The organism is Collinsella sp. CLA-SR-H006 (assembly GCF_040097075.1).
In the GTDB taxonomy this organism is placed as follows: Bacteria; Actinomycetota; Coriobacteriia; order Coriobacteriales; family Coriobacteriaceae; genus Collinsella.
Genome location: NZ_JBBNPD010000013.1, coordinates 15,331 through 40,731 on the forward strand (window position 1 = coordinate 15,331; position 25,401 = coordinate 40,731).

A 25,401-nucleotide genomic window follows, 5' to 3' on the forward strand; every position below is an offset into this window, starting at 1 on the left:
CTATGTTACTACAGCCGTGTACCCGCTCACGAGCCGTCCATGCGCGCAGACGCGACTTTCATGAGTAGTCAATTTGGGACGGGACTCTTTTAACTGCGTTCGTCGTCAGATATCGACAACGCATATTACTGCCGAGCCTGTCCCCCGGTACCAATCTGAACATCGACGATAACCTGGCGGTAGCTGATGCCACAGGAGTCGAGAATGCGGCGGCTGATACGGCCGTCATCGGTGTCGGCGTACTTGTTGTCCAGGTAGACGACCTCGCCCACGCCCACCTGAGCCAAAATCTTGGCGCAGTCGTGGCACGGGAACAGCGTGACGTAGACCGTGGAACCCTCGAGGTCCTTGAGCGAGCCACGGTAGTTGAGCACGGCATTGGCCTCGGCATGGACCACGTAGTTGTGCTTGTCCTGCAGTGGGTCGTCGCTCGTACCCCACGGAAAAAAGTCGTCGTTGAGCGCCGAGGGTGTACCGTTGTAGCCCACCGAAAGGATGCGGTGGTTGGTGTTGGCGATGCACGCACCCACCTGCGTGTTGGGGTCCTTGCTGCGGCGCTGCGCGGCGATGGCCACGCTCATAAAGAACTCGTCCCAGCTAATGACGTCCAGGCGCTTGCCTGACGAAGTTTGATGAAGATCGTCCGACATGGCAGACACCTCCGTAATCGCAATAGTTTGACCCATTGTAGCAGGTGAAAGGTGGGGGCGTTTGTCCCACCGGCGCCCTCACCTTTACACGCGGCGGGGCTTTTGGTTGATGTGGTAGAGCTCGGCGAGACCCCGCAACGTCAGCGCGTCGTCGACCGTCAGGCTATGGCCGACCAGCAACGCGAGCGCCTCGGCATCGTCGCCGGTAATGACGATGGGCACGTCGCCCTCCCCCGCGGCCTTGGTCGCGCGCATCTCGGCGAGCACCATATCGAGCATGCCGTCGATGCGGGCCACCTCGCCCAGAACCACGCCCGAGCGCATGGCCTCACGCGTGTTGCGGCCAATCACATGCGTGGGCGCCGAAGGCTCGACCTGAGGCAAACGCGCCGCAGCGGCCGAAAGCGACCGGGCACCGAGCGCCAGACCCGGCGCGATGACGCCGCCCACAAAGGTTCCGCACGCGTCGATGACCTCAATATTGGTCGTCGTACCCAGGTCGATCACGATGCAGGGAGAGCCGTAGACGGCGCGTGCCGCCACAGCGTCGGCGATGCGGTCGGGGCCGATCTCGGCCGGATCGTCGTAGTGTACGGGCATGCCGGTCTTGAGGCCCGGCCCCACGGTGAGCACGCGTCCTGTGCAGGTGCGGGAAAGCGCCGCCTTCCACGGGCGCTCGAGCGCCGGCACCACGCAACTCAGCACTGCAGCTGCGGGAACGAGCGCACCCGGCATGCCCGCATCGGCCGCCAGCGCGGCCATGACTTGAGCGAGACGCATACGCGCTTCGTCGGCCGTAATGCTCGATGGCGTCGTGATCTCGCACGTCGCAAGCGGGCATTCCTGCGCCGCGGCCGAATCCTCGGCAAACAGACCAAAGCGAATGAACGTGTTACCCACGTCGACCGTCAATATATATGCGCACCCATTAAGCATCGTCGGCGCTCCTTTCGTCTGCCCAGCAGTATATCGCCTACCTAAACCAGTCATCCCAAAATGACTAGCTTACGGCTATACTGGTGCGCGGTCGCGCGCGAGCTCACGCGGCGGCCCTTGGTAACCCGACTTCCCGCGCCGTATCCGTAGCGGCGCTCCCGGGGGAAGCGGATATACGCAAAGGAGTTTTATATGAGCAATCCCTCGAACCGCGCTTCGATGCGCGGGCAACTCACGCTGCGCGGCGTCGTCATCGGCGTCCTTGGCTGCGTGATTATCACGGCAAGCTCGGCCTACACCGCCCTCAAGATGGGCGCACTCCCCTGGCCGATCGTCTTCGCTGCCGTCATCTCGCTGTTCTTCCTTAAGCTCATGGGCAACGCCAGTCTCAACGAGGCCAACGTCACCCACACCATCATGTCCGCAGGCGCCATGGTCGCCGGCGGTCTGGCGTTTACCATCCCGGGCGCCTGGATGCTGGGCTATGCCGACCAGATCAGCTGGCTCGACATGTTTATCGTGGCACTCGCCGGCACCATCCTGGGCCTGCTGGCCACCGCGCTCATCCACCGTCACTTTATCGTGGACGCCGCGCTTGAGTTCCCCACCGGCAACGCCGCAGCTCAGACGCTGCGTGCTACCGAAGCCGGCGGCAAGACCGGCAAGCAGCTCTTTGGTTCCATGGCCATCGCCGGCATCTATAGCGTGCTGCGCGACGCCCTGGGCGTGGTGCCCAGCATGCTGTGCACGCTCAACATCCCCGGCGTGACCTTTGGCATCTACAACTCGCCCATGCTGCTCTCCGTCGGCTTCCTCGTGGGCTTCGCTCCCGTCGCCTTCTGGTTTGCCGGCGCGCTGCTGGGCAACTTTGGCATCATCGTGGGTGGCACCGCTGCCGGTCTGTTCGACGTTGTGACTGCGCAGGGTATCGTCAAGTCCCTAGGCATGGGCCTCATGATGGGCTTTGGCGTCGCCGTCGTCCTCAAGGACATCTTGCCGCAGGTCGCCGGTATCGTCCGCGGTCTTGCCGCCGACAGCTCCACCGACACCGACGAGCAGTCGCTCATCTCGGGCTCCCTTAAGCTCGACGCCGGTATCATCGGCCTGGGCGCTGCCGCCATCGCCGTGATCATCGCCATCGTGCTCGACCTTGGCCCCGTTCCGGCCGTCATCGTCACGCTGTTCACCTTTGTCACCACCATCATGAGCGCACAGAGCTGCGGCCAGACGGGCATCGACCCCATGGAGATCTTTGGCCTCATCGTTATGCTCATCGTGGCTGCCTTCGCACAGATCGCTCAGGTCAAGCTGTTCTTTATCGCCGGCATCGTAGCCGTGGCGTGCGGCCTTGCGGGCGACGTCATGAACGACTTTAAGGCCGGCGCCGTGCTGGGCACCAACCCGCGTGCACAGTGGGTCGGCCAGGCCATCGGCGGCATCGTGGGCGCCCTGGTCGCCGCAGCCGTCATGGTCGCGCTCGTCACCGCCTATGGCCCGGACGCCTTTGGCCCCGACAAGAGCTTTGTTGCCGCGCAGGCAAGCGTTGTCGCCACCATGGTCTCGGGCATCCCGAGCGTGCCGTGGTTCGTTGGCGGCTTTATCGCCGGCATCGTCATGTACTGGCTCGGCATTCCGGCCATGATGATTGGCCTGGGCGTGTACCTGCCGTTCTACATGTCACTCACGGCATTCCTGGGCTCCTGCGTCAAACTCGCCTACGACAAGTGGTCCGCCCACCGCGACGCCACCGCCGGTCTTTCTGACGAGGAGAGGGCTGCCAAGGACGCCGCCTTCCAGGAACAGGGCCTGGTTGTCGCCAGCGGCCTGCTCGGTGGCGAGTCCATCGTCGGCGTTATCCTGGCGTTTGTCTCCGTGGGCTTAAGCCTGCTGGGCTAAGTCGAGCAGCTGCTCGACAGCAACCATATTGCCTACGGCTTGCCCGGTCGGTAGCTTTTGCGGCTGCTGACCGGGCTTTTTGATATCGAAACAAAGAAAGGCCGGCGCGCTGCGTTTAACAGCGCGCCGGCCTTATCGTTTGGCTAACGAGACGGTCCCGTTATGAATTGAAGTTCGTTGCAGAAACTACGCTCGAAACGCTACATCTGCTTGCGACGACGATCGCTCAACGTCACACCAGCGGCCACGAGGGTGATACCGCCGATGACGAACACCTCGCCCGCAAGAGCGGAATTGTCGCCAGTCTGGGCGAGCGCGGCCGACGTTGCCTTCTTCTTGGCGACAGGAGCCTTTGCAGCAGCCTGCGCAACCTGAGGCTTGGCCTGCGGCTCAGCCTTGGGATGATACTTGTCGTACTCGGCCTGTGCGGCAGCCAGGGCATCCTTGGCATCGCCAAGCTCGGCAAGCGCGGCGGCATAAGCGTCGTTGGCATCGGACAGTTTGGCATCGGCATCGCTCAGAGCAGCCTTGAGACCAGCAGCGGCATCGACGGCGGCCTTATAGCGAGCGTAGGCAGCGTTCAGCTTGACCAGCTTCTCGTTACCCGTCGTGCCCGCGGCAAGAGAGGCCTTGTGGTCGACAGCCTCAAGATCGGCCTTGAGTGCCTCATCGCTGGCAAGCTCGGCCTTGGCCTTGACGATCTCGAAGTTCGCATCGACGACGGCTTCGTTGGCGGCCTCGAGCTGCTTCTGGGCATCGGCGACACCGGCGACGGCAGCGTCATAGGCGGCCTTGGCGTCGTCGACCGCCTTCTGGGCGCCGGCGAAGCGCTCGAAGGCCTTGTTCGCGGTAGCCAGCTCGCCCTCGGCGGCCTTGGCCTTCGCCTGTGCGTCGGACAGGGCCTGCGCCTTGGCGGCAACCGCCTGCTTGGCGTCCAAAAGAGCAGTCGCGGCCTGGACATCTGCGGCCTGGGCCTTGTCTACACCAGCCTGGGCGGCATCGTCGGCCTTCTTTGCCTCGTCAAGCGAGCCCTGCTTATTCGCAAGGTCCGCCTGGGCGGCATCGCGCTTGGCAGCAAGGTCCTTGACCGAAGCCGTGGCGTTGCCATACGCCTCATTGGCCTGTTCGGACTTTGCCTTGGCGGCATCGCGGGCGCTGCGAGCCTTCGCCTTTCGAGCAGCGGCCTCGGCTGCCTTCGTCTTGCTGTCAGCAAGCGTGGCGTTTGCCTTATCGAGAGCCGCCTGGGCAGTAGCGGCCTCGGACTTGGCGGCATCGAGATTCTGCTTGAGGGACTCGATGTCGATTCCGCCGAGTGCGTCCTTCGCTGCGTCGTATGCCGTCTTCGCGGCGGCGGTGCCGGACTTGGCCTTCTCGTACTCGCCCTTTGCGGTGTTCATGTTCACATCGGCTGCGGTGAAAGCGTCCTGGGCGGCATCCTGCCCGTTTACAGCTGCGAAGTAAGCTACCCTAGTAGTTCCAAAGTTCTTCTGCGCCTCGGCGAGCTTGCCCTGAAGCTCCTTGAGCTGCGCCTTCTGCTCCTGCGTACCGCCTGCGTTGTAGGCGGAATCGATGTAGTCGTTGAGGAGCTTCTTGAACTCGGAGACAGTGAAATCAGCCTGAGTGCTATCAGCGCTGTAATCGAAGATGGTTACCTCGGAATCGGTGTTCTTACCGCTACCGGTCGCGATACCGATGGCTTCCGTGGCGGAATCGATGATGTTGAGATAATGCCCGCACTCGTGATAGATGCTGTTGTAGTTCTGGTAGATGTAATAGGAATCATATCGGTGGCTGCCGAGTTCGTCGCCATACTGCGCGACGTACTTATCGAATGCCTCCTTCTCCTGTGTGTAGAGGCCGGTGTAGGGCCAACCGAGTGTATCCTCGGTCTCGCCGCCGGTATATGCGCCGCCTCCGCCGGCAAGGTTTTCCCCGTTGTCGAAATAGCAGTTCGAGTGTCCCCAGATGTTCGATGAATATGATGTATTAAGAGCTGCCGCCACAGTCATGCGGAGGCTGACGCTGAGTGCCGACTGGCCGTTCGCCTTGCGGAGGTTGTTCTGGGTGTCAAGATATGTCAGGGCGTTGCGCATCTGCTCCAGGGAAAGCGGGTTGGTGTCGCGAGACATGTCCTGATCGACGTACTGGTCATACCATTCGGCCTTGTCATCGGCACCTGTCAGCATCGATACGGCGTCCTGGGCGTTCTTTTTCTGCGTGGCTGTGAACTGGCTGCCGCCGATGATGTAGTTCATGAAGCCGAACATACCCTGACTGATGACTTCCTGGTCAACGGTCATGTTGGACTTTAGGTCTGCAATCTGCTGCTCAAGAGCCTCAACCTGGGCATTAGCAGCGTCATAAGCCTTTTCCGCGGCGTTCGAAGCGGCGCAGGCTGCCTCCCACTCGCCGCGCTTCTGCTTGCGAACTTCGACAAGCTTATCGTACGCGGTCTTCTTGTCTGCTTCGGTCTGCTGTGCCTTCTCGTATGCGGCCTTGGCGGTGTCACGCTTACTGGCCGCGTCCTTGTACTCCTTGTTTGCCGCATCGTATGCAGACTGGGCAGATGCCACAGCAGCGTTGGCGGCGTTGGCCTTCTCCTGCGCGGCAGCGACGGCAGCCTGGGCGGCCTGCAGATTTGTCTGTGCGGTGGCGTCGGCATCCGTCGCGGCATTGAGCTCCGTCTGCGCGGTCTTGAGCTCACCAGCAGCAGCTTTCTTGGCGGCCTCAAGCGCACTCAGGTCGACACCCGTACCCGAGACGGCAGCATCGAGCGCGGCCTGCGCCTGGTTGAACTTCTGCTGGGCGTTATCGCGCGCGGTGGTTGCGGCTGCGAGCGCAGCGGCAGTCTCCTGCTTCTTGGCCTGGGCGGAAGTCAGAGCGGCCTCAGTGTCCTTCTTTTCCTGCTGAGCGCTAGCCTCGGCAGCCTTGGCCTGGTCCAGATTGGCCTGTGCAGTAGCAACTGCCTTATTGGCGTCATCGAGCTTTGTCTGCGCGTCCTCGACGGCCTTCTTGGCGGCCTCGTACTCGTCCATACCCATGGCCTCGAGCTTGGCCTGGGCATCATCGAGGGCCTTCTTGGCCTCATCCTGCTTTGCCTTGGCGTCCTTGAGCGCCTGGGTCTTATCCTCGACACTCTTGTTGGCTTGATCGAGCTGATCGTTCAGGTCGCCCAGCTTCTTCTGCTGCTGCTCGGTCTTTTCGACGGCGGCTTTGAGCTCGTCAATCTTCTCCTGGAGCGCGGCGACTTCTGCTGCGTTCTGCTCGATTTCGTTGTCGCTCACAGCCTGCGAGGCCTGATTCTTTTGCTGCTGCGCCTGCTTTTGAGACTGGCCCGCCGCGTCGGCCTTCTTCTGGGCGGCATCGTAGGCGGCCTGAGCGTCCTTGAGCTGCTTTGCCGACTCCTCGGCCAGCTGGGCAGCCGTCTTTACGACCGCTTGGTTACCGGCGGCAACGGTATTCTCTACAGAACTACCCCCCCCCTGAACAGAATCGCCGTTATCGGTTGACGGTGCGGCGATTGCCGCCAGCGGCGACATGAGCGGCTGAGCGATGAGGCCCGCCGTCAAAACGGTTGCGACGGCGCGGTTGGCAACGCCCTTGACGTTGACGGCCTTGGCCCGAGGCTCAAAGTGTTGTGGACTGTAGTTTGCCATGGCTTTCTCCCTTTGACACGGATGTATCCATACGTATCAAACGGTAGCTGTCGATTTTTGAATTCTGTTGCGCAACATTGGCGACCAGCGTATTTTTTGAAATTCACGCTCTCGTGCTTCACAGTTTCGTCACATTTGAAGGAACTGGTGCATCATATTCTCGCGGGATGGAATTGAGCCTGTGATTTGCATTTGCTCCCGCGTCATCCGCCCTATCGGATTCCGCATCCAACAGACACCCCGCCCGCCACGGTGTAGAGTTAGGACAACGGGCGCGTTGCGCGGACCGCGCTGGAACGAGGTGGACATGGAACTCGACAAACAACAGATCAAGCGACTACGCGAACGCCATCACCGGCGCCACGGCATCCGCCCTGCCCATAGTGAGGCTGCCGAGCAGGCTGGTCGCTTTTTAAAGCGCGCGTTCAACATTCGCGAGGGACGCGCGCCCTATCACGTGATCCGCAAGCGTTTTGTAAACGGGGCGCGTCTGACTGGCTCTCACCTGTGTATCCTCATCATCGCCATGCTCATCGCAAGCATCGGCCTCGATATCGATTCGGACATTGCCATCGTGGGCGCCATGCTCATCTGCCCGCTTATGGGCTCGGTCCTTGCCATGGCATACGGTATTGCAACGCTCGACCGCGAGATCACCGTCGAGGCCATTGCCAGCCTCGCACTGCAGATGGTCTTTTGCCTGGTCACGTCCACGCTGTACTTTAAGCTCTCGCCCCTTGGCACCACCACGGCGGCCATCATCGACAACTCGACACCCACCATATGGGACCTTGCCGTCGCGCTCGCGGGCGGCTTTGCGGGTGGCCTGGGCAACTCGCGCGACCAGGAACCCGCCACGCTCATCGCCGGCGTGGCCGTGGCGACCGCGCTCATGCCGCCCCTGTGCGCGGCGGGCTATGGCATCGCCATCGCAAGCGGGTCGCTGTTTCTCTCGGCGCTCTACGAGTTTGGCATCAACGTGGTCTTTATCGCACTGGCCGCCGAAGCCGTGCTGCTTCTTTTGCGTGTGCCGCTCAAGCGCGACCTCAACGGCGACGGCATTGTGACCGCCGAGGAAAACGCTGAGGTCAACGAGCTGTCACGCAAAGTGCGCCGCCGCATTATTGTGGGCACGGTGATCTTTGCCATCCCCTGCATCGTTATGACCGCGGGTTCCATTGGCTCGGCGCAGGCCGGCGTGCAGGACGGCTACGGCGTCACCGAGACCACACGCGAGCTTGCCGCGGTGCTGCCGGGCTTTAAGGATTACACCGTCGCCGTCGAGACCTCGGCCACCGAAGGCGACGAGGAGGGCATCGTCGAGCGCCAAACTGTCGCCCATGTGACAACGAGCGAGGCGCTCGGAACGCACGACCGCCACGTCGCCCGCAAGCTCATCGACCTCAACGTGCCCGAACTCGATCGCGTGGAGTTCGATGTGAAGTGATGCAGAGCGCGGGATGAATGCTCGCACGGACGCAAGTTACGACGAGGCGCAGGTGCGATACGGACACGAGCAAATAGCGGGGTGCAGTTCACACCCGCGCCCCGCTCGCTGTTTTATTGCTGTGAATCAACTGTCCAGATCGACATCGCCAGACTCCACCGTAAACGCAGGTTTGGTGCTCACCAGATAAAATCGGGTCACTTTGCTATCTCTAAATAGATAGAGCTGGCCCTGATCGCGCCGGCGCGATATATACGCAACGTGAATCGTACCGAATTCTTCGCCGTTTTCCTTCTTTAATATCAGGATGTTGGGGTCATCCGTACGCTTAAACTGCCCGTCAACGCAGCTGCCGTCTTTGTCGACCAGTTGCCACCGATGGTTATCCTCTTCAAGAAAGGCCAGGGTTTCCAGACTCGTCTTGTCGTCCCGATAGTAACCGTCAATGGCAAACCCTTCGGAAGCGCATTCCTGCATATAGGACGTTTCTCGGCTTATAGCAAACAGCCCTGTAGCGCCCAGGAGCACAGCCAGGCAGACCACTGCAAGGGTTATCGAAATAGCACGGCGACCCATGTTAGCCCAACCGATAGTTGTTTAACGGAGCGCGAAACATACCTGGAACCTCCGATGTCAGGGGGAACGTCGCCAGCAGGCTGACGACAACTATCTGCTTCTGACATCAAACCATATGGCTGCCACTCGCGGAGGGGGCATCGGCAAACGGCGTGTTTTCATACTCCATTGGTCAAACCTAAGCGCGGCCCTACAGCTCGTACTTGTACACGCGGTAGATGTACTTCTCGGCTTCCATTTCGTAGGCGGCGATGGGCAGTCCATAGCGATCGTACTCGGCAAAGGTCTTGGCCTGGCCCGATGCCACGAGCATACTATTCGAATCGCCGACGCGCTGCGCACTGCTGACGTAGCCCGAGAACGGCACCGCGATCTGGTCCACAAGCTCGTAGGTGCGTGCGGTCTCGTCTACCGTAAAGATGCGCCCAAACGAATGCGAGCCGCGGCTGTAGTCGGTCACCACCGCGGTGCCCAGCTGGCCCCAGTCGAACTTGGGGTAGCTCTCGGCCGCACCAAAGTTGTTGTCGTATAGCAGCATCTGGTAGCGACCAGTCGCTGCCGTGTCAGAACTCGGCAGATACGTCACGCTGTGCTGGCCTGCATTGAGCGAGAAATCGCCCTGGGCCTGCAATAACTTGTCTTCAAAGCCCGAGCCAGCCCATTGCCACTCCTTTCTATTTCTGGGTCCATCTTCTCACTGCTGGCGGCCGAAAATGATCCGTTTTCCTCCGACCCCGAGGGATCGTTCTTAGTACTTGAAGAAGCCCTCGCCCGAGCTTTCGCCCAGCTTGCCTTCGTCGAGCATTTTCTTGAGGACGGAGGCCATAGCCTTAAAGTTGTAGGGCATCATCATCTTCTTGAGCAGCGGGCTCACCAGGCCCGGCACCTTCTGATACTGCATGACGATGTTGTAGGCCGTCTGGATACCCACCGTGTCGAATACGCGGAACGGGCCCTTGGGAGCGCCGGTGCCACGCGTCCACGCGAGGTCGATGCTCTTGGGATCGCTCACGCCCGAGACGTACAGATCAAGGCCCGAAAGCAGCCACGGTACCAACATGGAGTTGAGCAGATAACCGTTCTTTTCCTTGTTGACGGGCAACGCCAGCATACGGATGTCGTTGGCAAAGTCGACGAGTTCATCGAAGTAGCGCTTGTCGGTCTGGTCCTGTGCCATGACCTCGGTCAAGTTGTTCTTCCAGATAGAGTTGGCAAAGTGCAGCGACAGGTACTTCTCGGGGCGGCCAGTGTACTTGGCAAAGGTACTCGGCAGTAACGTGGAGGAGTTGGTCACGACGACGGTCTTTTGCGGAAGGACCGGGGCGAGCTTCTTGTAGAAGTCAATCTTTGCCTGGGTATCCTCAGCCATAGACTCGATGACCAAATCGGCGTCGGCCACTGCCTTGGCAAGATCGAGCTCCAGCTTGAGTGTGGAGTAGGCGCGCTCAACGGCGGCGAGTGCCGCCTCTTTGTCGAAGGGCTGACCGCCATCGGCGATACCGGAGCACCGCTCGCCCGTGCCGTCCGCCATACCCTCGATTGCCGCGATGTACTCCTCGCGCACATGATCGATCTTGGGCTGGGTGCGGCCGATGCTGCCCTCGCTGCGCAGCCAAATCGTTACATCAAAGCCGCAGTAGGCAGCCTGCAAGGCAATCTGGCTTCCCAACACGCCGCCGCCGGCGACGCAAACGGTCTTGTAGCTCATGGAACGGTCCTCTCTTACGTAATTCCATAGATGTGTATTTATTCAACCGTAAGGAGGCCACGCGCCGGGGGTGGGTTCTATAAACGGACAGTATTTCGCGGCGAACGGCTACATCTGTTCATTATCTCAAGGTTCTGAAGGGCATATTGCGTACTGTTAGACCGCCGTTTTCGGAAGTATGCGGCAAATTCCGGAACTCTCGAGCGCACCCCGGTTTTTCACCAATAAAACCGCAGGTACAGAGCTTGGGCATACCCGGTGTGCTCGGCCTATTCAGATTTTGCCGCATACTTCCGAAATCTAAGTTCGCAAGGGATGATAGCTAGGGCGTTTACGCAACATATGTCCAGCAAAAACGGGTGACGGCCCGTCGGCTACCACCCGTTTGCCTCATATCTAGCCCAAAGCAGGCCAGTTACTTCTTAATGCCGCATCCCAGGCGCTCAGCGACCGACGCCACGGCGCTCTCATCGACCGAGCCGCAGCTCACGCAGCCGTCATGGGCACGCATCTGGCCGGTGACCTCGTCCATCGCGAGCGGCGCCACCTTCTCGAGCTTAAAGCCCTTGCCGGCGCGCATGTTCTCCTTGGCCACGCTGATCATGAGCTTAATGCGGTTGAGCTGGTTGACCTCGGACGCGCCGGGGTCGTAGTCCACCGCGACGATATTGCTCTCGGGGTGCTGACGGCGCAGCTCCTTGATCACGGCCTTGCCCACCACGTGGTTAGGCAGGCACGCAAAGGGCTGCGTGCAGATAATGTTGGGCGCACCGTGATCGATCAGGTCGAGCATCTCGGCCGTGAGCAGCCAGCCCTCGCCCATGTTGTTGCACACCGAAAGCACCGTACGGGCCTTGTCGGCCATGGTACCGATGCGCTCGGGTGCCTCAAAGCGGCGGGACTTCTCGAGCATCTCCTCCACCGGCGTACGCATCCAGTCCACGAGTTTGATGAGCGCCTGCATACCAGCGCGCGTGGTAGCAGAGCTACCCAGCTCATCCTTCTGCAGCTCGGCGTTGCTCATGGAGTACAGGAAGAAGTCGAGCAGGCCCGGTACCACGGCCTCGCAGCCCTCGCGCTCGATAACGTCGACCACGTGGTTGTTGGCTGTGGGATGGAACTTGACCAAGATCTCGCCGACCACGCCCACGCGCGGCTTGGTGCCCTCGCCCACGAGCGGCATGGTGTCGAACGCGCGTATGGCCTCACGCGCAAGCTTGGTGTAGTTGTGTCTGTTGAACTTAGGCGCCAGCTTGCGGGCGCGCGCCATGTACTCCTCGTAGAGCGCGTTGGCGGCACCGGGCGTTGCCTCATACGGGCGGCAGCGGTAGAGCATCTGCATCATCACATCGCCAAAGAGCACCGCGTAGACCGCCTGCTTGAGCAGCGCCGGCGTAATCTTAAAGCCGGGGTTGTCCTCGCCGAGCGCCACGGCCGAAAGCGAGATCACCGGGATCTCGGGGTGGCCGCTCTCGCGCAGGGCCTTGCGGATGAGTGCGATGTAGTTGGTGGCACGGCAGCCACCGCCGGTCTGGCTGATAACCACGGCCGTCTTGGACAGGTCGTACCGACCGCTCTCGATGGCCTCCATAATCTGGCCGGTCACCAGAATCGACGGGTAGCAGATGTCGTTGTTCACGTAGCGCAGGCCAGCCTCGACGGCGTCGTGATCGGTCGAGGGCAGCAGCTCCAAGTTGTAGCCGGCACCGCGGAATACCTCTTTGACCAGGTCAAAGTGGATCGGCGCCATCTGCGGGCACAGGATGGTGTAGCCCTCGTCACGCATCTGCTCGGTAAAGGGTACCTTGGGCCATGCGGTCGAAGCACTCTCGCGCTGCGCCTCAAACGTGTACTTACGGCTCGCAAACGCGGGAGCATCCGTGGAAGGCGCCACCGGCGCGGCGTCGCCCTGCTCGTAGGCCTCGCCCGCAGCCGTGGCCTCGACCAAGCGCTCGGCCTCCTGGTCCTTGAGCGCCGCCATGAGCGAGCGAATACGGATACGCGCGGCGCCCAAGTTGGATACCTCGTCAATCTTGAGCACGGTGTAAATCTTGCCGCTGGCCTCCAGGATCTCCTGCACCTGATCGGTGGTCAGAGCGTCCAGGCCGCAGCCGAAGGAGTTGAGCTGGATCAGGTCCAGGTCGTTGCGCATCGTCACAAAACGGGCGACGGCGTACAGGCGGCTGTGGTACATCCACTGGTCGACGACGCGGATGGGACGCTCGGGCTTCACCAGATGCGCGAGCGAATCCTCGGTAAAGACCGCAAAGCCAAAGCTCGAGATAAGCTCGGGCAGAGCATGGTTGATCTCGGGGTCGTTATGGTAGGGACGACCGGCGAGCACGATGCCGTGACCGCCGTGGTCCTCGACCCACTTGAGAGCCTCCTCGCCCATGGTCTGGATATCCTCGTGGAAGCGCGCGTCGGCCTCAAAAGCAGCGTTGACGGCGGCATCAACCTCGGAGCGCGTGATTTTAGGACCGCGCACGCGACCGCGACCGGCCCCAGCATCGGCCACACGGTCGACGGCGAGCACCTGGTACAGGCGGCGCTTGAGCTCGGTCTTGTCGTGATACGGCACAAACGGATACAGGAACTCGATGTTCTGCTCGCGGATCTCGTCAACATTGAGCGCCAGCGCCGTGGGGTAGCTCATGACGATGGGGCAGTTATAGCAGTTGCCAGCCGTCGGATCCTCCTTGCGCTCCCAACGCACGCACGGCATCCAGATGAAGTCGACGTCACGGTCGATAAGGTTCATCACGTGGCCGTGGCTCATCTTTGCCGGGTAGCACACGCTCTCGGACGGCATGGACTCGATGCCCGCCTGGTAGGTCTTCTTGCTCGACTGGTCGGACAGCTGCACGCTAAAGCCCAGGCGCGTAAAGAACGCATGCCAGAAGGGGTAGTTCTCGTACATATTGAGCGCGCGCGGGATGCCGACGGTGCCGCGCGGGGCCTCGTCGGGACTCAGGACCTCGCGGTTAAAGAGCAGCTCGTTTTTCTTTTTGAAGAGGTTGGGGGCCTCGGTCTTCTGCTTTTTGTGGCCGGCGCCCTTCTCGCAGCGGTTGCCGGTAATGAAGCGCCTACCGCCGCCAAAATCGTTGACGGTAAGCTGGCAGTTGTTAGAGCAACGGCCGCAACGGACATGCTTTTGCGTCACGGTAAGGTGCGCGATGTCCTCGGCCGAGAGGATGGTCGAAGTGCCGTCGGCGCCGGCGCGATCGCGGGCGAGCAGGGCCGCACCGTAGGCGCCCATGCAGCCGGCGATGTCGGGACGTACGGCATGAACGCCGGTGAGCTGCTCAAACGCACGCAGCGTGGCATCGGACATAAAGGTGCCGCCCTGGACGATCACCTGGCTGCCGATCTCCTTGGGGTCGCGCAGCTTAATGACCTTGAAGAGGGCATTCTTGATGACGGAATAGGACAGGCCGGCCGCGATGTCGCCCACCGTGGCGCCTTCCTTTTGCGCCTGCTTGACGCGCGAGTTCATAAAGACTGTGCAGCGACTTCCCAGGTCGACCGGAGCCTTGGCATGGATGGCAGCGTTGGCGAACGCGCGCACGTCCATGTTCATAGAGACGGCGAAGCTCTCGATAAAGCTACCGCAACCCGACGAGCAGGCCTCGTTGAGCATGATGTGCTCGATAACGCCGTCCTTGACGCGCAGGCACTTCATGTCCTGGCCGCCGATGTCCAGAATGAACTCGACGCCGGGCAGGAACGCCTTGGCGCCGCGCAGGTGCGCGACGGTCTCGATCTCGCCGGAGTCGGCCTTGAGGGCCTCGATAAGCAGCGCCTCACCGTAGCCCGTGGTGGTCACGTGGCCGATGGTGCAGCCGGCGGGAATGTGGTTGTAGAAATCGGCCATGATGACCTTGGCCGTGCCCAGGATGTCGCCGTTGTTGTTGCCGTACCAGGTGTGCAGCAGCTGACCGTCCTCGCCCACGAGTGCGGCCTTCATGGTGGTGGAACCGGCGTCGATGCCGATGAACACGCGGCCGGCGTAGCCATCGAGCTTGCCCTTGGGGACGACTTCCTGGTCGTGGCGGGTCTTGAACTCGGCAAAGTCCTCGTCGGTGGCAAAGAGCGGATCCAGGCGCTCGACCTCGGCACCCTGTGTGTCGCCTAAGCTGTCGATGGCCTCGATGAGCTGCGGGAACGTGCTGAGCTTGTTGGACTCGTGCGCCATGGCGGCGCCGCTCGCCACGAACAGGTGAGCGTTTTGGGGCACGATACGGTGCTCCTCGTCCAGGTTGAGCGTGAGGTAGAAGCGGTGGCGCAGCTCGGAGAGATACTGCAGCGGGCCGCCCAGGAAGGCGACGTTGCCGCGGATGGGACGGCCGCACGCCAGGCCCGAGATGGTCTGGGTCACGACGGCCTGGAAGATGGAAGCGGCGACGTCCTCGGGGCGGGCGCCTTCGTTGAGCAGCGGCTGCACGTCAGTCTTGGCGAAGACGCCGCAGCGGCTGGCAATGGGATAGATGGTGGTGGCGTTGGCCGCGAGTTCGTTAAGGCCGCTGGCGTCGGTGTGTAGCAGAGTGGCCATCTGGTCGATGAACGCGCCCGTGCCGCCGGCGCAGGTGCCGTTCATGCGCTGCTCGATGCCGTTGTCGAAGTAGATGATCTTGGCGTCCTCGCCGCCCAGCTCGATGGCGACATCGGTGGCCGGAATGAGAGTCTCGACGGCACGCTTGCTGGCGATGACCTCCTGGACAAACTCCAGGTCGAGCCACTGGGACAGCAGCAGACCGCCCGAACCGGTGATGGCGCAGGTCATCTGGGCCGTCGGCAGCACAGTCGCGGCGACCTCGAACAAGTCGCGGGCGCAAGCGCGGACGTCGGTGTGGTGGCGCTGGTACTTGGCGTAAACGATTTGGTTGTCGTCGTTGAGCACGGCGAGCTTAACGGTGGTGGAGCCCACGTCGATGCCCAGGTGCAGGTTGCCGTGGGCGTTGCCGGGGTTGAAGATCGCGCCTTCGGGGGCGTGGGCGGCGGTGGCGGCTACGGGCTCGGTGGCGGTGGCGGGCTCGCTAGCGACGGACGTCTCCCCTGCCGCGTTCTTGGCATCGGCAACTGCCTCGACAACTTTCTCGGCAGCCGCGGTCGCGGCCTTCTGCGCGGCATCCACCACGGCGGGTGCAGCCTCACGCGCGGCAGCGACCATACGGTCCTTGATGCCCTCGACGAGTTTGCTCATCTGTCTCTCCTCTTAGTTGTTGGACTCGACGGTTGCGGCGGTGTCGGCCGCGTCCTCGAGCTGCAAGTTCAATAGCTTCATGCCGTATTCCGGCACGTTGATATCGATGGGTTGGCCATACAGGTCGCCAGGACGAACAAAAGCGAGCACCGTCATAATGCGCGCCATGGCCTCGGGCGATTCGGTGAGCCCACGCTCAAACCAGCGCTGAATCATGCCGACCTCGGCACTCACAACGTAGGTGACGTAGTAGTCAAAGAACGTGCCCAGCGCCAGGCCCAAAATGCCCGTCTGTGCACGAGGCACTACGGCCTCACGCGCGGTATCGATAATCCTTTTAATGAAGGCCTGGTCGCCGCCCGGACCCAGCAGCGCACCGATTAAGTCGCGGTTGGCCGCAAGATAACGCAGCAGCTCAACCGAACCGGGCGCCGGCTCGAGCTCGTCGATGTTGCGGTAAAGATCGGGTAATTGAGCTGCGGTGATAAGCTCCACCCGCTCGCGAATCTCGGCAAGCAGGCCGTCCTCGATCTGACTGATAAAGTCGGGGATATCGCGGTAGTGCGAATAGAACGTTCGACGCGTAAGGCCAGCGCGCTCGGTGAGCGACGCGACATTAATGCGCGAAAGATCGCCGCTTTCGGCAAGTTCGCTGGCAAGTGCCTGGCGAAGGGCACGCTGTGAGCGAAGGGACCGGCGATCACATTTCTCGAGCTGGGACAAGCGTCCTCCTTGTTACTCAGACTGTACGCTATTGCACAGTGCGAGTATTATTGCACACCGTGTGTATCAACACGTAAAGGCAATATTTGGAATGTGACAAAGGGCAGTCCCTTTGTCACATTCAGCGACCGCCTAGGTTGTGCCAGTTGTGCCTGGCTTTTGGAGCGGCATTGCCGATTGTTCAAAATGTCATTCGTGGGTAGAATAGTGTCGACGGCAGCCCAAGTTCTGGAAAGCTGGGCAGCGCCGTTGCTTGGATTAAGGGGTCAACGCCTTAGCGGCGGCGACCCCTTTTACGTTGCTTCGAACGTTGCTTGAGTGCCTCGGAAAGCCCGACGAGCGCCGTGGAGAACGAGACCAAAGCGGTCAGAAGTCTCACGAAATCAATCAGATCGGTCATGGGCATCACCTCCCATCAGATGGAGGGCGTTGCCCGGCACATGGAACTGCCGCCAACAGTATCAATTCTATCAAAGCGCAGTTAGATATGCGAATGTTTGTTCGTATTTCAAGAGACCAGCGTCACCTGTGACAAAGGGGCTGTCCCTTTGTCACATTATTCGATTACGGTGCAGGAATTCTGCTTGTGCATGGTGGCAAGCATGTGTTTGGGAACGGCGTGGACCATGCAGCTGCCGATGGTCGCGCTCGCGGCGGCCTTAGCTGCATCGCTTGCGTTTTTGGTCGCGTAGCTGTGGCGGAAACGCTTGAGCATGGCAATGTCGTTGCCGCCGTCGCCGTAGACCGCGACCTCGTCCTCGGCAATGCCGTAGTAGCCCGCCAGCCAGACCACGCTCTCGCCCTTGTTGCATGCCACGTCCGTGATCTCGAACATCACCGGATCGAACGGCGCGTTGACCACACGGTCCGAACGCTCGGCCAAATACGCCTTAAGGTCGCGCTCCAGCTCGGGCGAGGTCACACGGCAGTTGATCTTGCACACGTCATGACGCAGGATGTCGCCAATCGACTGGTCGAAGTACTGTTCCTCGTGGTACCCGCCACGCGCACGCATGCCGCGCATCACGATGCGCTTGATAGGGCTGTCCTTTTTGAAGCCCGCCTGGTGCATCTCGAACGATCCGCTCGAAAACATGCCGTCGGGCGTGGAGCAGTCGAAGCAAATGTCCGGAAACTCCTTGAGCAGCTCCTCGGTGATCTGTGGGTCGATGGTCCAGGTCTTGAGCACCTCGCCATGGCTGTCGCGCACGATGGATCCGTTGGAGCAGCAGGCGTCAAGCGCCAGGCCCGTAAAGCCATGCTCGCCGATCGGCAGCGTCGAGCGTCCGGTCGCGGGAACCACATGCAGGCCAGCCTCGGTCAGCTCGCGAATGGCACGGCGGATGGTCCCATCCGCCTCATGCAGGGCGTTCAGCAGCGTTCCGTCTAAGTCACTCGCAAACATCTTGATCATGGGCGTGCCTCTCCTTCGTCTGCACGATATTGTAGACGAGAACGGGCGCGCCCCAAGAGAGGCACGCCCGTCAGGCGAAAGATTGTCCTACACCGCGGCGGGGCCGTGTTCGCCGGTGCGGATGCGGATAACTTCCTCGACCGGCTCGACCCAGATCTTGCCATCGCCGACGGCTCCGGTGCGTGCGGCGTTGCAGATAATTTCGACAATGCCGTCGACATGCTCGTCGGCGCAAATAAGGGTGAACTGTACCTTAGGGATCATGTTGACAAGCAGCTCGTTGCCGCGTACGTATTCCTTCCAGCCATGCTGTGCGCCGCAGCCCTGCACTTGGTTAATAGTCATGCCACGAACATCGGCAGCAAACAGCGCGTCTTTTAGAACCTCGAGCTTTTCCTGGCGCACGATAGCCGTGATCTTTTCCATAATGAATTCCTCTCTTTAATAAAGAAATGAATTGCCATTCAATGACGCGGGTTTTCGAGGTGCCCGAGATTGCCCCGAAAGAGGAGCGCCGCGTACTTCGGTACGCAAGCGACGGTTTGAGGGGCAATCTCGGGTGCCTGGGAAAGCCACGCGACGATTGAACGGCAAGGTGCGGAGCCTGGGGAAGCTGCTAATCGAGTCCGGAGAACGAGGGATACGCGCTCTCGCCGTGCTGACTTGCATCCAGGCCCAGCGCCTCGTCGGCCTCGTCCACACGCAAGCTGTCATGGAACAGCGCCTTGACCACCGCGGCGATCACCAGATCGAGTACCAGCACAATAACGACCGTCACCACAATGCCCAAAATCTGCGAGATGAGCAGTGAAACGTCGCCCGTGTAGAACAGGCCGCCCTTACCGGTCCACGAAAGCTCCGGCACGCAGAACAGGCCCGTGAGCACGCCGCCCAAGATGCCGCCAATGCCGTGGCAACCGAACGCATCGAGCGCATCGTCGTAGCCGAACCTGGTCTTAAGATGGCTGATAGCCAGGTAGCAGACAGGCGAGACGATCAGGCCCATGACCAGCGCCGCCCACGGCTCGACAAAGCCTGCGCCGGGCGTGACCACCACAAGGCCCGCAACCAGACCGGTGCTGGCACCCACCAGCGTGGGGCGACCGGTATGCACACGCTCGACGGCAAGCCACGAGACCATGCCCGCCGCGCTGGCCGTCACGGTGTTAAGGATGGCAAGCGCCGCCACGGCGTCGGCCTTAAACTCGCTGCCGCCGTTAAAGCCAAACCAGCCAAACCAAAGCAGCCCGGCGCCCAGCGCCACAAACGGTACGTTATGCGGGCGGTAGCTCACCATGCCAAAGCCTCGGCGTCGGCCGAGCATCAGGCAGAGAATCAGACCCGTCAGACCGGACGAAATGTGCACCACGTCGCCACCGGCAAAGTCGAGCGCGCCGATGATGTCGCCGATAAAGGAGCCATCGCCGCCCCAAACCATGTGGGCGAGCGGCGCATAGACCACAAGCAGCCAAATACCCAGGAAGGCCGTCATGGCACCAAACTTAACGCGGCCGGCCAGGCTGCCCGTAACGATAGCGGCCGTGATCATGGCAAACGCCATCTGGAAGGCGATGTTGATAATCTCCGGGTAGACGGCGCCGTCCGACGCGGTGCCCTCGGCCGCCTGCAGCACCCGACCGAGCACCGGCAGGCACAGTAGCTGGTCAAGGCCTCCAATAAACGGGCTGGAACCGTCGCCGCCGTAGGCCAGCGACCAGCCGGCAACAATCCACAGCACACCAACCAGGCCAATGGCGCCAAAGCACATGAGCATGGTGTTGATGACATTTTTGCGCCTGGACAGGCCGCCATAGAAAAACGCCAGACCCGGTGTCATTAAAAACACGAGCATAGTGCAGATGAGCATAAACGTTGTCGATCCCGTATCGTACATTCGCTCCCCCTTGATCGCACGAACGTTGTCGGCGCCCATAATGCGGCCGAGGGGCAACTGGTGTAGACCAGACACGGCGTTGTTAAACGCTGCGTTGTCGAATGGAAACGGTGCCGCAATCTTGAAAACGGCACGACAACGGGTGCGAAACGAACGGGAAATACGCGAGCAAGGGAGCCGTGAGCGCGCCCGTCCCGACTAGCGCCGAAACAGCTCGTGGGCGCGGTCGCGCAGGTCGGTGGCTCGGATGACGCCTTCGTAGCGGTTGATGCGCAGGCGCGGGAAGGCATTGAAAAAGCGTAGGTCGCGGCGGCTGAGTGACACGCTCGGTACCGGACGGCTCATGCGCTTACCGGCAAGGCGACGACTGAGCGACGGACGCGGCATGCTCGGCGCGGCATCGGCCACGCGGCGGGCAGCGAGCGCCAGGCCGCGAGCACCATCCGAGATAAACGTCGGCATCGAAGCCTTCTCGCGCAGGGCATCGAGCGTCGCGTCGCCCAGCTCCGCCAGCCACGCGTTAACGGCACGGCTGCGGATATGCGTCTGTGCCACCGAGTCGATCGCCGAATCGGGAATACGTTCGAGCATGGAGTCGGACGCATCGGCAAGCGACTCATTGATGCGGTCGGCAAGGTCGGCCCGGACGCGCTCCAACTGATCGGACAGACGCCGCCAGCTCGCCAACGAGCATGCCGCGTCGACCATCATCGCGACCGCGACGATAAAGGCGGACAGCCGCACAATCAGCACCGGCAGATGGCCAAGCAGCCCCAGCAATGCAGGCTCCACTAAACGGCAAATGCACAACGCACCCAAGCCAAACGCGCATGCCCAGTACAGACAGATGCGTCCGTGCAGGTTAAACGGCAGGTGCGAATAGTCCCAAAAGCGAGCGCCCGTTGTTTTTTCCAGCAGCACGCCTACGCTGTACTCGATCACGCTGCATACGAGCGCTGCAGCGACAAACTGGCTCGAGGCATCCGGAATCCCGCGCAACAGCAGCCAGCAGGCAATGCCGCCCGCGCCATAGATGGGGCAGCACGGCCCCAGCAAAAAGCCGCTGTTGGCAAAGCGCCCGTGGTTGAGCATGGCGCAGACTGTCGATTCCCATGCCCAGCCGCAAAACCCGTAGAAGGCGAACGAGAGCACCAGTGCCGAAAGCGGACAGGCGGCAAGCGTCGCGCCGTCAAATGCCATGTCGATCGCGGTCCCCACCGTCTATCCTCTCCTCTTTTCACTCGATTCGCTGCTCACGCCATCGTCCGTCTCGTCCTTGCGCCGCAGACGACCGGCGACCGTCTCGCGCAGCGCGCACCATTTATCCGCCAGGCACACAATCCAAGCCTCACGACACGTCGGCGGCACCGGCACCAGCGGAAACATATGCCGCACGATAATATTCCGCTCGCGCGGCGTCAGCTCAAAATCTTCCTCGGCACGCGTCAGGGCAAAAAACGGGTGGCGAAAGCCATGCAGCCGATGGCTTGGGTCGGGATCGTGCCAGTCATAGAGAAAGTAATCGTGTAACAGGGCTCCGCGCAACAACGAGGCACGGTCGACCGAGACACCGACGCGGCCCAGGCGCTCGGCAAAAGACAGGCTCGCCCGCGCCACCGAGGTCACATGTGCATAGACCGTCACGTCGCCATGCTGGATAAACTCGCGCGTCAGGTCCAAGCGGCCTGCCTGGGCCAGCTGGCGGGCGGCATCGTCGACCTCGCGCGCGATTTTCTCGGCACGAACGACATCGGACATGCTGCCTCCTTCCAGCGACTCACGGCGACAAGCCACGGCCTGTGCACAATCGATAAAAACATCATGGAACATATCAGTATGGCATCGGACAAAACGTTTTGCCCCACCAGTTGGCGAATTACCGCGCCGCCGTCACATATCAAACGCCAAAATGTGCGAGACTGTCTTGTGCAATTGTGTCGGCCGAGGGAGCGCCGGCGCTCGATTCGCATGGAGTAACCCACAACGATGCTGCTTACGCAAACGACAACGCCCGAGGACGTCAAGGCTCTTAATCGTGCCGAGCTCCCGCAGCTCTGCGACGAGATTCGCCACGCCATCCTCGAAAGCTCCGCCGCCGTCGGCGGGCACGTTGCCCCCAACCTGGGCGTCGTTGAGCTTACGGTTGCGCTTCATCGCGTGTTTAACTCCCCTATCGACAAGATAGTCTTTGACGTTTCGCACCAGACCTACGCCCACAAGGCGCTGACCGGGCGCGCGTATACCTATATCGATCCGGAACGTTTTGGCGAGGCCTCTGGCTTTGCCAATCCCGACGAGTCCGAGCACGACCTGTTCGCCATGGGCCATACCTCCACGTCGGTGAGCCTGGGCTGCGGCCTGGCGCACGCTCGTGACCTGGCGGGCGATACGTACAACGTCATCACCATCATTGGCGACGGCTCGCTTTCGGGCGGCCTGGCGTTTGAGGGCTTTAACAATGCCGCCGAACTCGATAGCAACCTGATCATCATCGTCAACGATAACGACCAGTCCATCGCCGAGAACCATGGCGGCCTGTATCGCAATCTGGCCGAGCTGCGCACCAGCAACGGCACCTGTGAGCGCAACGTTTTCCGCGCGATGGGGCTCGACTACCGCTATCTGGACGCCGGTAACGATGTGTTGGCCCTCGTCGACGCGCTGCAGGAACTGCGCAATATCGATCATCCCATCGTGCTGCACGTCTCCACCGCCAAGGGCAAGGGCTTTGAGCCGGCCCAGAGCGACCCCGAACGCTGGCACCACGTGGGTCCGTTTGACATGGCGACTGGGCGCAAGCTCTGCCCGGGCCATCCGAGCGAGCCCGCGCCGCGCACCTATGCTGACATTACGGGCGAGGCGCTCAGCGCCGCCATCGAGCGCGATCCACAGGTCGTTGGCATCACGGCCGCCACGCCCTACATTATGGGCTTTACACCCGAGCTTCGCGCTGCCGCCGGCAAACAGTTCGTCGATGTGGGCATTGCCGAGGAGCACGCCGTGACCTTTGCCACCGCGCTTGCGCGCTCGGGCGCCAAGCCAGTCTTTGGTGTGTACGGTACGTTTTTGCAGCGCGCCTACGACGAGCTGTGGCACGACCTGTGCCTCAACGACGCCCCCGCAACCATTTTGGTGTTTGGTGCGTCAATCTTTGGCACCACGTCCGAGACGCATCTTTCGTTCTTTGATATTTCCATGCTGGGCGGTCTTCCCAACATGCACTACTTGGCGCCGGCCTGCATGGAGGAATATCTGTCCATGCTGAGCTGGTCGCTCGACCACCGCGAGCATCCCGTGGCAATCCGCGTACCGGGCATCGGCCTGGTAAGCCGCCCCGACCTTGCGCCCGCCGAAGACACCGACTACAGCGCCGTTCGCTACAACGTGGTGCGTCAGGGCCGCGACGTTGCCGTGCTCGCGCTTGGCGATTTCTTTGAGCTGGGTGAGCGCGTGGCAAACCGCTTGGCCGCCGAGTACGGTATCGAGGCCACGCTCGTCAACCCTCGCTTTGCAGCCGAGCTCGACCGCAAGTTCCTCGACAGCCTTGTCGCCGAGCATCGCGTTGTCGTCACCCTCGAGGACGGCATCTTGGACGGCGGCTGGGGCGAGCGCGTGGCGTGCTACCTGGCCTGCACGCCCGTGCGCACGCGCACCTTCGGCATCGCCAAGGGCTTCCCCGACCGCTACGACCCCAACGAACTGCTCGCGCAGAACGGCATGACGGTCGAGAACATGGCCGCCGAAGCCGCAAGACTACTCAACGAGTAAGAAAACCTCCGCAAGGAAAGCACCCCCCTGCGGAGGTTTTTGTTTTCGCGACGCGATTATCTCAATCTGTAACATCTAGGGCCCGAATTCCCGTCTAACTGTTACAGATCTAGACAAGACGTCTTAGTCCCTGACCTTTGTCTCAATCTGTAACAGATAGAGACCTTTTGTCCGTCCAGATGTTACAGATCGAGACATTCGAATTCCCCTGAAGAGAAAATCTCGATCTGCAACAGTTAGAACCCATTTCCTCGTCTACCTGTTACTGATTGAGACAAAACAGCGAGGCGGGCCGTCCGAAAAGCACTATCTCAGCAGCAACAACCGACGTTTGTCCAGATAAAACCTGCCAAAATAAACCTGTCCCTTTTTGGTAGGTAGAATTACCCATAAGGTAAGTATGTTTCTGAGTTATTTCGTGTTGACCCATTTGAGCGCGATAGGGTATAACTCTACTCAACCGCTAGGGATTTTATTGAGAAAGGTGTTCTACCATGAGCAAGAACCTCTCCCAGCAGGTCGTTCTCGACCGCCGCGGCTTCGTTGCCGCCACCTTCGCAACCGTCGCCGGCCTTGGTCTTGCCGGCTGCTCTGACACCAGCGCCGAGGCCGACAAGGGTTCCGCCGCCGGCTCCTCCAAGAGCTCCGAGGATACCGAAGTTTCCGCCACGCTCGATGCCAAGGCATTCGACAAGCTCGTCGACAACGGCCCCAAGGCCGATGACGATGCCATCGCCGCCAGCACCTGGGCCACGGCTGTCAAGGACGCCGGCGTCTTTAAGATCGGTGGCGTTCAGACCTCCACGCTCTTCTCCCTCCTCAACGAGAAAGACGGTCAGACCCGCGGCTTCGATGCCGGTATCGCACAGCTCCTGTCCAACTACATTCTGGGCGAGAACAAGGTCGAGATCACCCAGGTGACCTCGGACACGCGCGAGTCTGTCCTGCAGAACGGCCAGGTCGACGCCGTCTTTGCCACCTACACCATCACTGACGAGCGCAAGAAGCTCGTCTCCTTCGCCGGCCCCTACTACTACACGCAGCAGGCCATCCTGGTGCTCGCCGATAACGACGACATCAAGAGCGTCGACGACCTGGCCGACAAGAACGTCGCCGTCCAGTCCGGCTCCAACGGCCCCGCCATCCTGGAGGAGTTCGTTCCCAAGGCCAGCCAGCAGGAGTTCAAGACCGACGAGGAGGCCCGCCAGGCACTCCAGCAGGGTCGCGTTGATGCCTACGTCATCGATAACAACATGCAGCAGAGCGCCCTGGTCCGCGAGCCCGGCAAGTACAAGATCGCCGGCAAGCCCTTCGGCAGCAAGGAGCCCTACGGCATCGGCCTGCCGCTCGATTCCGACGGCGTCGCCTTTGTCAACGACTTCCTTAAGAAGATCGAGGACGATGGCACCTGGACCGAGCTGTGGCAGATCTGCATCGGCGACCGTACGGGCGACACCAACGTTCCCGAGCTGCCCGAGGTCGGCGCCTAAGCTCGCAAGCTGGGCATCAGCCGCTGCGAAACCATACGGA

At 61.3% G+C, this 25,401-nt stretch carries 17 protein-coding genes and 1 pseudogene; 4 read left to right on the top strand and 14 right to left on the bottom strand.

What is annotated here, in order from left to right:
- Positions 1-125 precede the first annotated feature (125 nt).
- On the bottom strand, positions 126-650 hold the full coding sequence (locus AAA069_RS07925; protein ID WP_050766113.1) for a dCMP deaminase family protein: 525 nt from the start codon (positions 648-650) through the stop codon (positions 126-128).
- An 84-nt stretch (positions 651-734) separates the two neighbouring features.
- On the bottom strand, positions 735-1,586 hold the full coding sequence (locus AAA069_RS07930) for a type III pantothenate kinase (protein ID WP_349128038.1): 852 nt from the start codon (positions 1,584-1,586) through the stop codon (positions 735-737).
- Positions 1,587-1,778: 192 nt separating this feature from the next.
- Here AAA069_RS07930 and AAA069_RS07935 point away from each other — a divergent pair, with 192 nt between their 5' ends.
- Complete coding sequence (locus tag AAA069_RS07935) at positions 1,779-3,482, top strand: OPT/YSL family transporter (RefSeq protein WP_349128039.1); 1,704 nt, start codon at positions 1,779-1,781, stop codon at positions 3,480-3,482.
- 200 nt (positions 3,483-3,682) lie between these two features.
- Here the strand turns inward: AAA069_RS07935 and AAA069_RS07940 are convergent, their stop codons facing one another.
- Positions 3,683-7,138 (bottom strand): CAP domain-containing protein, encoded by a 3,456-nt coding sequence (locus AAA069_RS07940; protein ID WP_349128040.1) that lies wholly within the window; start codon positions 7,136-7,138, stop codon positions 3,683-3,685.
- Between the two features lie 307 nt (positions 7,139-7,445).
- Between AAA069_RS07940 and AAA069_RS07945 the strand changes: the two genes are divergently transcribed.
- Positions 7,446-8,585 carry a DUF389 domain-containing protein gene (locus AAA069_RS07945; protein WP_343007104.1) on the top strand — a complete coding sequence of 380 codons (1,140 nt, stop codon included), beginning with the start codon at positions 7,446-7,448 and terminating at the stop codon, positions 8,583-8,585.
- Between the two features lie 126 nt (positions 8,586-8,711).
- Here AAA069_RS07945 and AAA069_RS07950 read toward each other — a convergent pair whose 3' ends face one another.
- The 11 genes and pseudogenes from AAA069_RS07950 to AAA069_RS08000 all read right to left on the bottom strand — a co-directional run bounded on the left by AAA069_RS07950 (position 8,712) and on the right by AAA069_RS08000 (position 21,861).
- A complete protein-coding gene (locus AAA069_RS07950) occupies positions 8,712-9,161 on the bottom strand; it encodes a hypothetical protein (protein ID WP_148331245.1) in 450 nt (149 codons plus the stop codon).
- Between the two features lie 190 nt (positions 9,162-9,351).
- Positions 9,352-9,813, bottom strand: a pseudogene (locus AAA069_RS07955) (aryl-sulfate sulfotransferase); the annotation flags it as partial.
- 96 nt (positions 9,814-9,909) lie between these two features.
- The gene (locus AAA069_RS07960; RefSeq protein ID WP_349128041.1) at positions 9,910-10,869 is read right to left on the bottom strand and encodes a 3-hydroxyacyl-CoA dehydrogenase; all 960 of its coding nucleotides are present in this window, start codon (positions 10,867-10,869) and stop codon (positions 9,910-9,912) included.
- A gap of 415 nt (positions 10,870-11,284) precedes the next feature.
- Positions 11,285-16,072: an acyl-CoA dehydratase activase-related protein gene (locus AAA069_RS07965; protein WP_349128042.1), complete on the bottom strand. Its 4,788-nt coding sequence runs from the start codon at positions 16,070-16,072 to the stop codon at positions 11,285-11,287.
- 12 nt (positions 16,073-16,084) lie between these two features.
- Positions 16,085-16,795 carry a TetR-like C-terminal domain-containing protein gene (locus AAA069_RS07970; RefSeq protein WP_349128043.1) on the bottom strand — a complete coding sequence of 237 codons (711 nt, stop codon included), beginning with the start codon at positions 16,793-16,795 and terminating at the stop codon, positions 16,085-16,087.
- 274 nt (positions 16,796-17,069) lie between these two features.
- On the bottom strand, positions 17,070-17,195 hold the full coding sequence (locus AAA069_RS07975; protein WP_260699404.1) for a hypothetical protein: 126 nt from the start codon (positions 17,193-17,195) through the stop codon (positions 17,070-17,072).
- Between the two features lie 156 nt (positions 17,196-17,351).
- Positions 17,352-18,209: an HAD family hydrolase gene (locus tag AAA069_RS07980; protein WP_349128044.1), complete on the bottom strand. Its 858-nt coding sequence runs from the start codon at positions 18,207-18,209 to the stop codon at positions 17,352-17,354.
- An 87-nt stretch (positions 18,210-18,296) separates the two neighbouring features.
- Positions 18,297-18,635 carry a P-II family nitrogen regulator gene (locus AAA069_RS07985; RefSeq protein WP_349128045.1) on the bottom strand — a complete coding sequence of 113 codons (339 nt, stop codon included), beginning with the start codon at positions 18,633-18,635 and terminating at the stop codon, positions 18,297-18,299.
- A gap of 190 nt (positions 18,636-18,825) precedes the next feature.
- The gene (locus AAA069_RS07990) at positions 18,826-20,103 is read right to left on the bottom strand and encodes an ammonium transporter (RefSeq protein WP_349128046.1); all 1,278 of its coding nucleotides are present in this window, start codon (positions 20,101-20,103) and stop codon (positions 18,826-18,828) included.
- 198 nt (positions 20,104-20,301) lie between these two features.
- Positions 20,302-21,321: a putative ABC transporter permease gene (locus AAA069_RS07995; protein ID WP_349128047.1), complete on the bottom strand. Its 1,020-nt coding sequence runs from the start codon at positions 21,319-21,321 to the stop codon at positions 20,302-20,304.
- Between the two features lie 3 nt (positions 21,322-21,324).
- Positions 21,325-21,861 (bottom strand): HD domain-containing protein, encoded by a 537-nt coding sequence (locus AAA069_RS08000; RefSeq protein ID WP_349128048.1) that lies wholly within the window; start codon positions 21,859-21,861, stop codon positions 21,325-21,327.
- 228 nt (positions 21,862-22,089) lie between these two features.
- Between AAA069_RS08000 and AAA069_RS08005 the strand changes: the two genes are divergently transcribed.
- Together AAA069_RS08005 and AAA069_RS08010 are read left to right on the top strand one after the other, a co-directional pair.
- A complete protein-coding gene (locus AAA069_RS08005; RefSeq protein ID WP_271740099.1) occupies positions 22,090-23,871 on the top strand; it encodes a 1-deoxy-D-xylulose-5-phosphate synthase in 1,782 nt (593 codons plus the stop codon).
- A 494-nt stretch (positions 23,872-24,365) separates the two neighbouring features.
- The gene (locus AAA069_RS08010) at positions 24,366-25,361 is read left to right on the top strand and encodes a glutamate ABC transporter substrate-binding protein (RefSeq protein WP_271740098.1); all 996 of its coding nucleotides are present in this window, start codon (positions 24,366-24,368) and stop codon (positions 25,359-25,361) included.
- Positions 25,362-25,401: the final 40 nt, after the last annotated feature.

Excerpts from the sequence above, each read along its gene's own strand:
- AAA069_RS07930 (WP_349128038.1), bottom strand. The coding sequence starts at position 1,586 with ATGCTTAATGGGTGCGCATATATATTGACGGTCGACGTGGGTAACACG.
- AAA069_RS08005 (WP_271740099.1), top strand. The coding sequence starts at position 22,090 with ATGCTGCTTACGCAAACGACAACGCCCGAGGACGTCAAGGCTCTTAAT.
- AAA069_RS07945 (WP_343007104.1), top strand. The coding sequence starts at position 7,446 with ATGGAACTCGACAAACAACAGATCAAGCGACTACGCGAACGCCATCAC.
- AAA069_RS07965 (WP_349128042.1), bottom strand. The coding sequence starts at position 16,072 with ATGAGCAAACTCGTCGAGGGCATCAAGGACCGTATGGTCGCTGCCGCG.
- AAA069_RS07990 (WP_349128046.1), bottom strand. The coding sequence starts at position 20,103 with ATGTACGATACGGGATCGACAACGTTTATGCTCATCTGCACTATGCTC.
- AAA069_RS08010 (WP_271740098.1), top strand. The coding sequence starts at position 24,366 with ATGAGCAAGAACCTCTCCCAGCAGGTCGTTCTCGACCGCCGCGGCTTC.
- AAA069_RS07935 (WP_349128039.1), top strand. The coding sequence starts at position 1,779 with ATGAGCAATCCCTCGAACCGCGCTTCGATGCGCGGGCAACTCACGCTG.
- AAA069_RS07940 (WP_349128040.1), bottom strand. The coding sequence starts at position 7,138 with ATGGCAAACTACAGTCCACAACACTTTGAGCCTCGGGCCAAGGCCGTC.
- AAA069_RS07985 (WP_349128045.1), bottom strand. The coding sequence starts at position 18,635 with ATGGAAAAGATCACGGCTATCGTGCGCCAGGAAAAGCTCGAGGTTCTA.
- AAA069_RS07925 (WP_050766113.1), bottom strand. The coding sequence starts at position 650 with ATGTCGGACGATCTTCATCAAACTTCGTCAGGCAAGCGCCTGGACGTC.
- AAA069_RS07960 (WP_349128041.1), bottom strand. The coding sequence starts at position 10,869 with ATGAGCTACAAGACCGTTTGCGTCGCCGGCGGCGGCGTGTTGGGAAGC.
- AAA069_RS08000 (WP_349128048.1), bottom strand. The coding sequence starts at position 21,861 with ATGTCCGATGTCGTTCGTGCCGAGAAAATCGCGCGCGAGGTCGACGAT.
- AAA069_RS07980 (WP_349128044.1), bottom strand. The coding sequence starts at position 18,209 with ATGATCAAGATGTTTGCGAGTGACTTAGACGGAACGCTGCTGAACGCC.
- AAA069_RS07950 (WP_148331245.1), bottom strand. The coding sequence starts at position 9,161 with ATGGGTCGCCGTGCTATTTCGATAACCCTTGCAGTGGTCTGCCTGGCT.
- AAA069_RS07975 (WP_260699404.1), bottom strand. The coding sequence starts at position 17,195 with ATGACCGATCTGATTGATTTCGTGAGACTTCTGACCGCTTTGGTCTCG.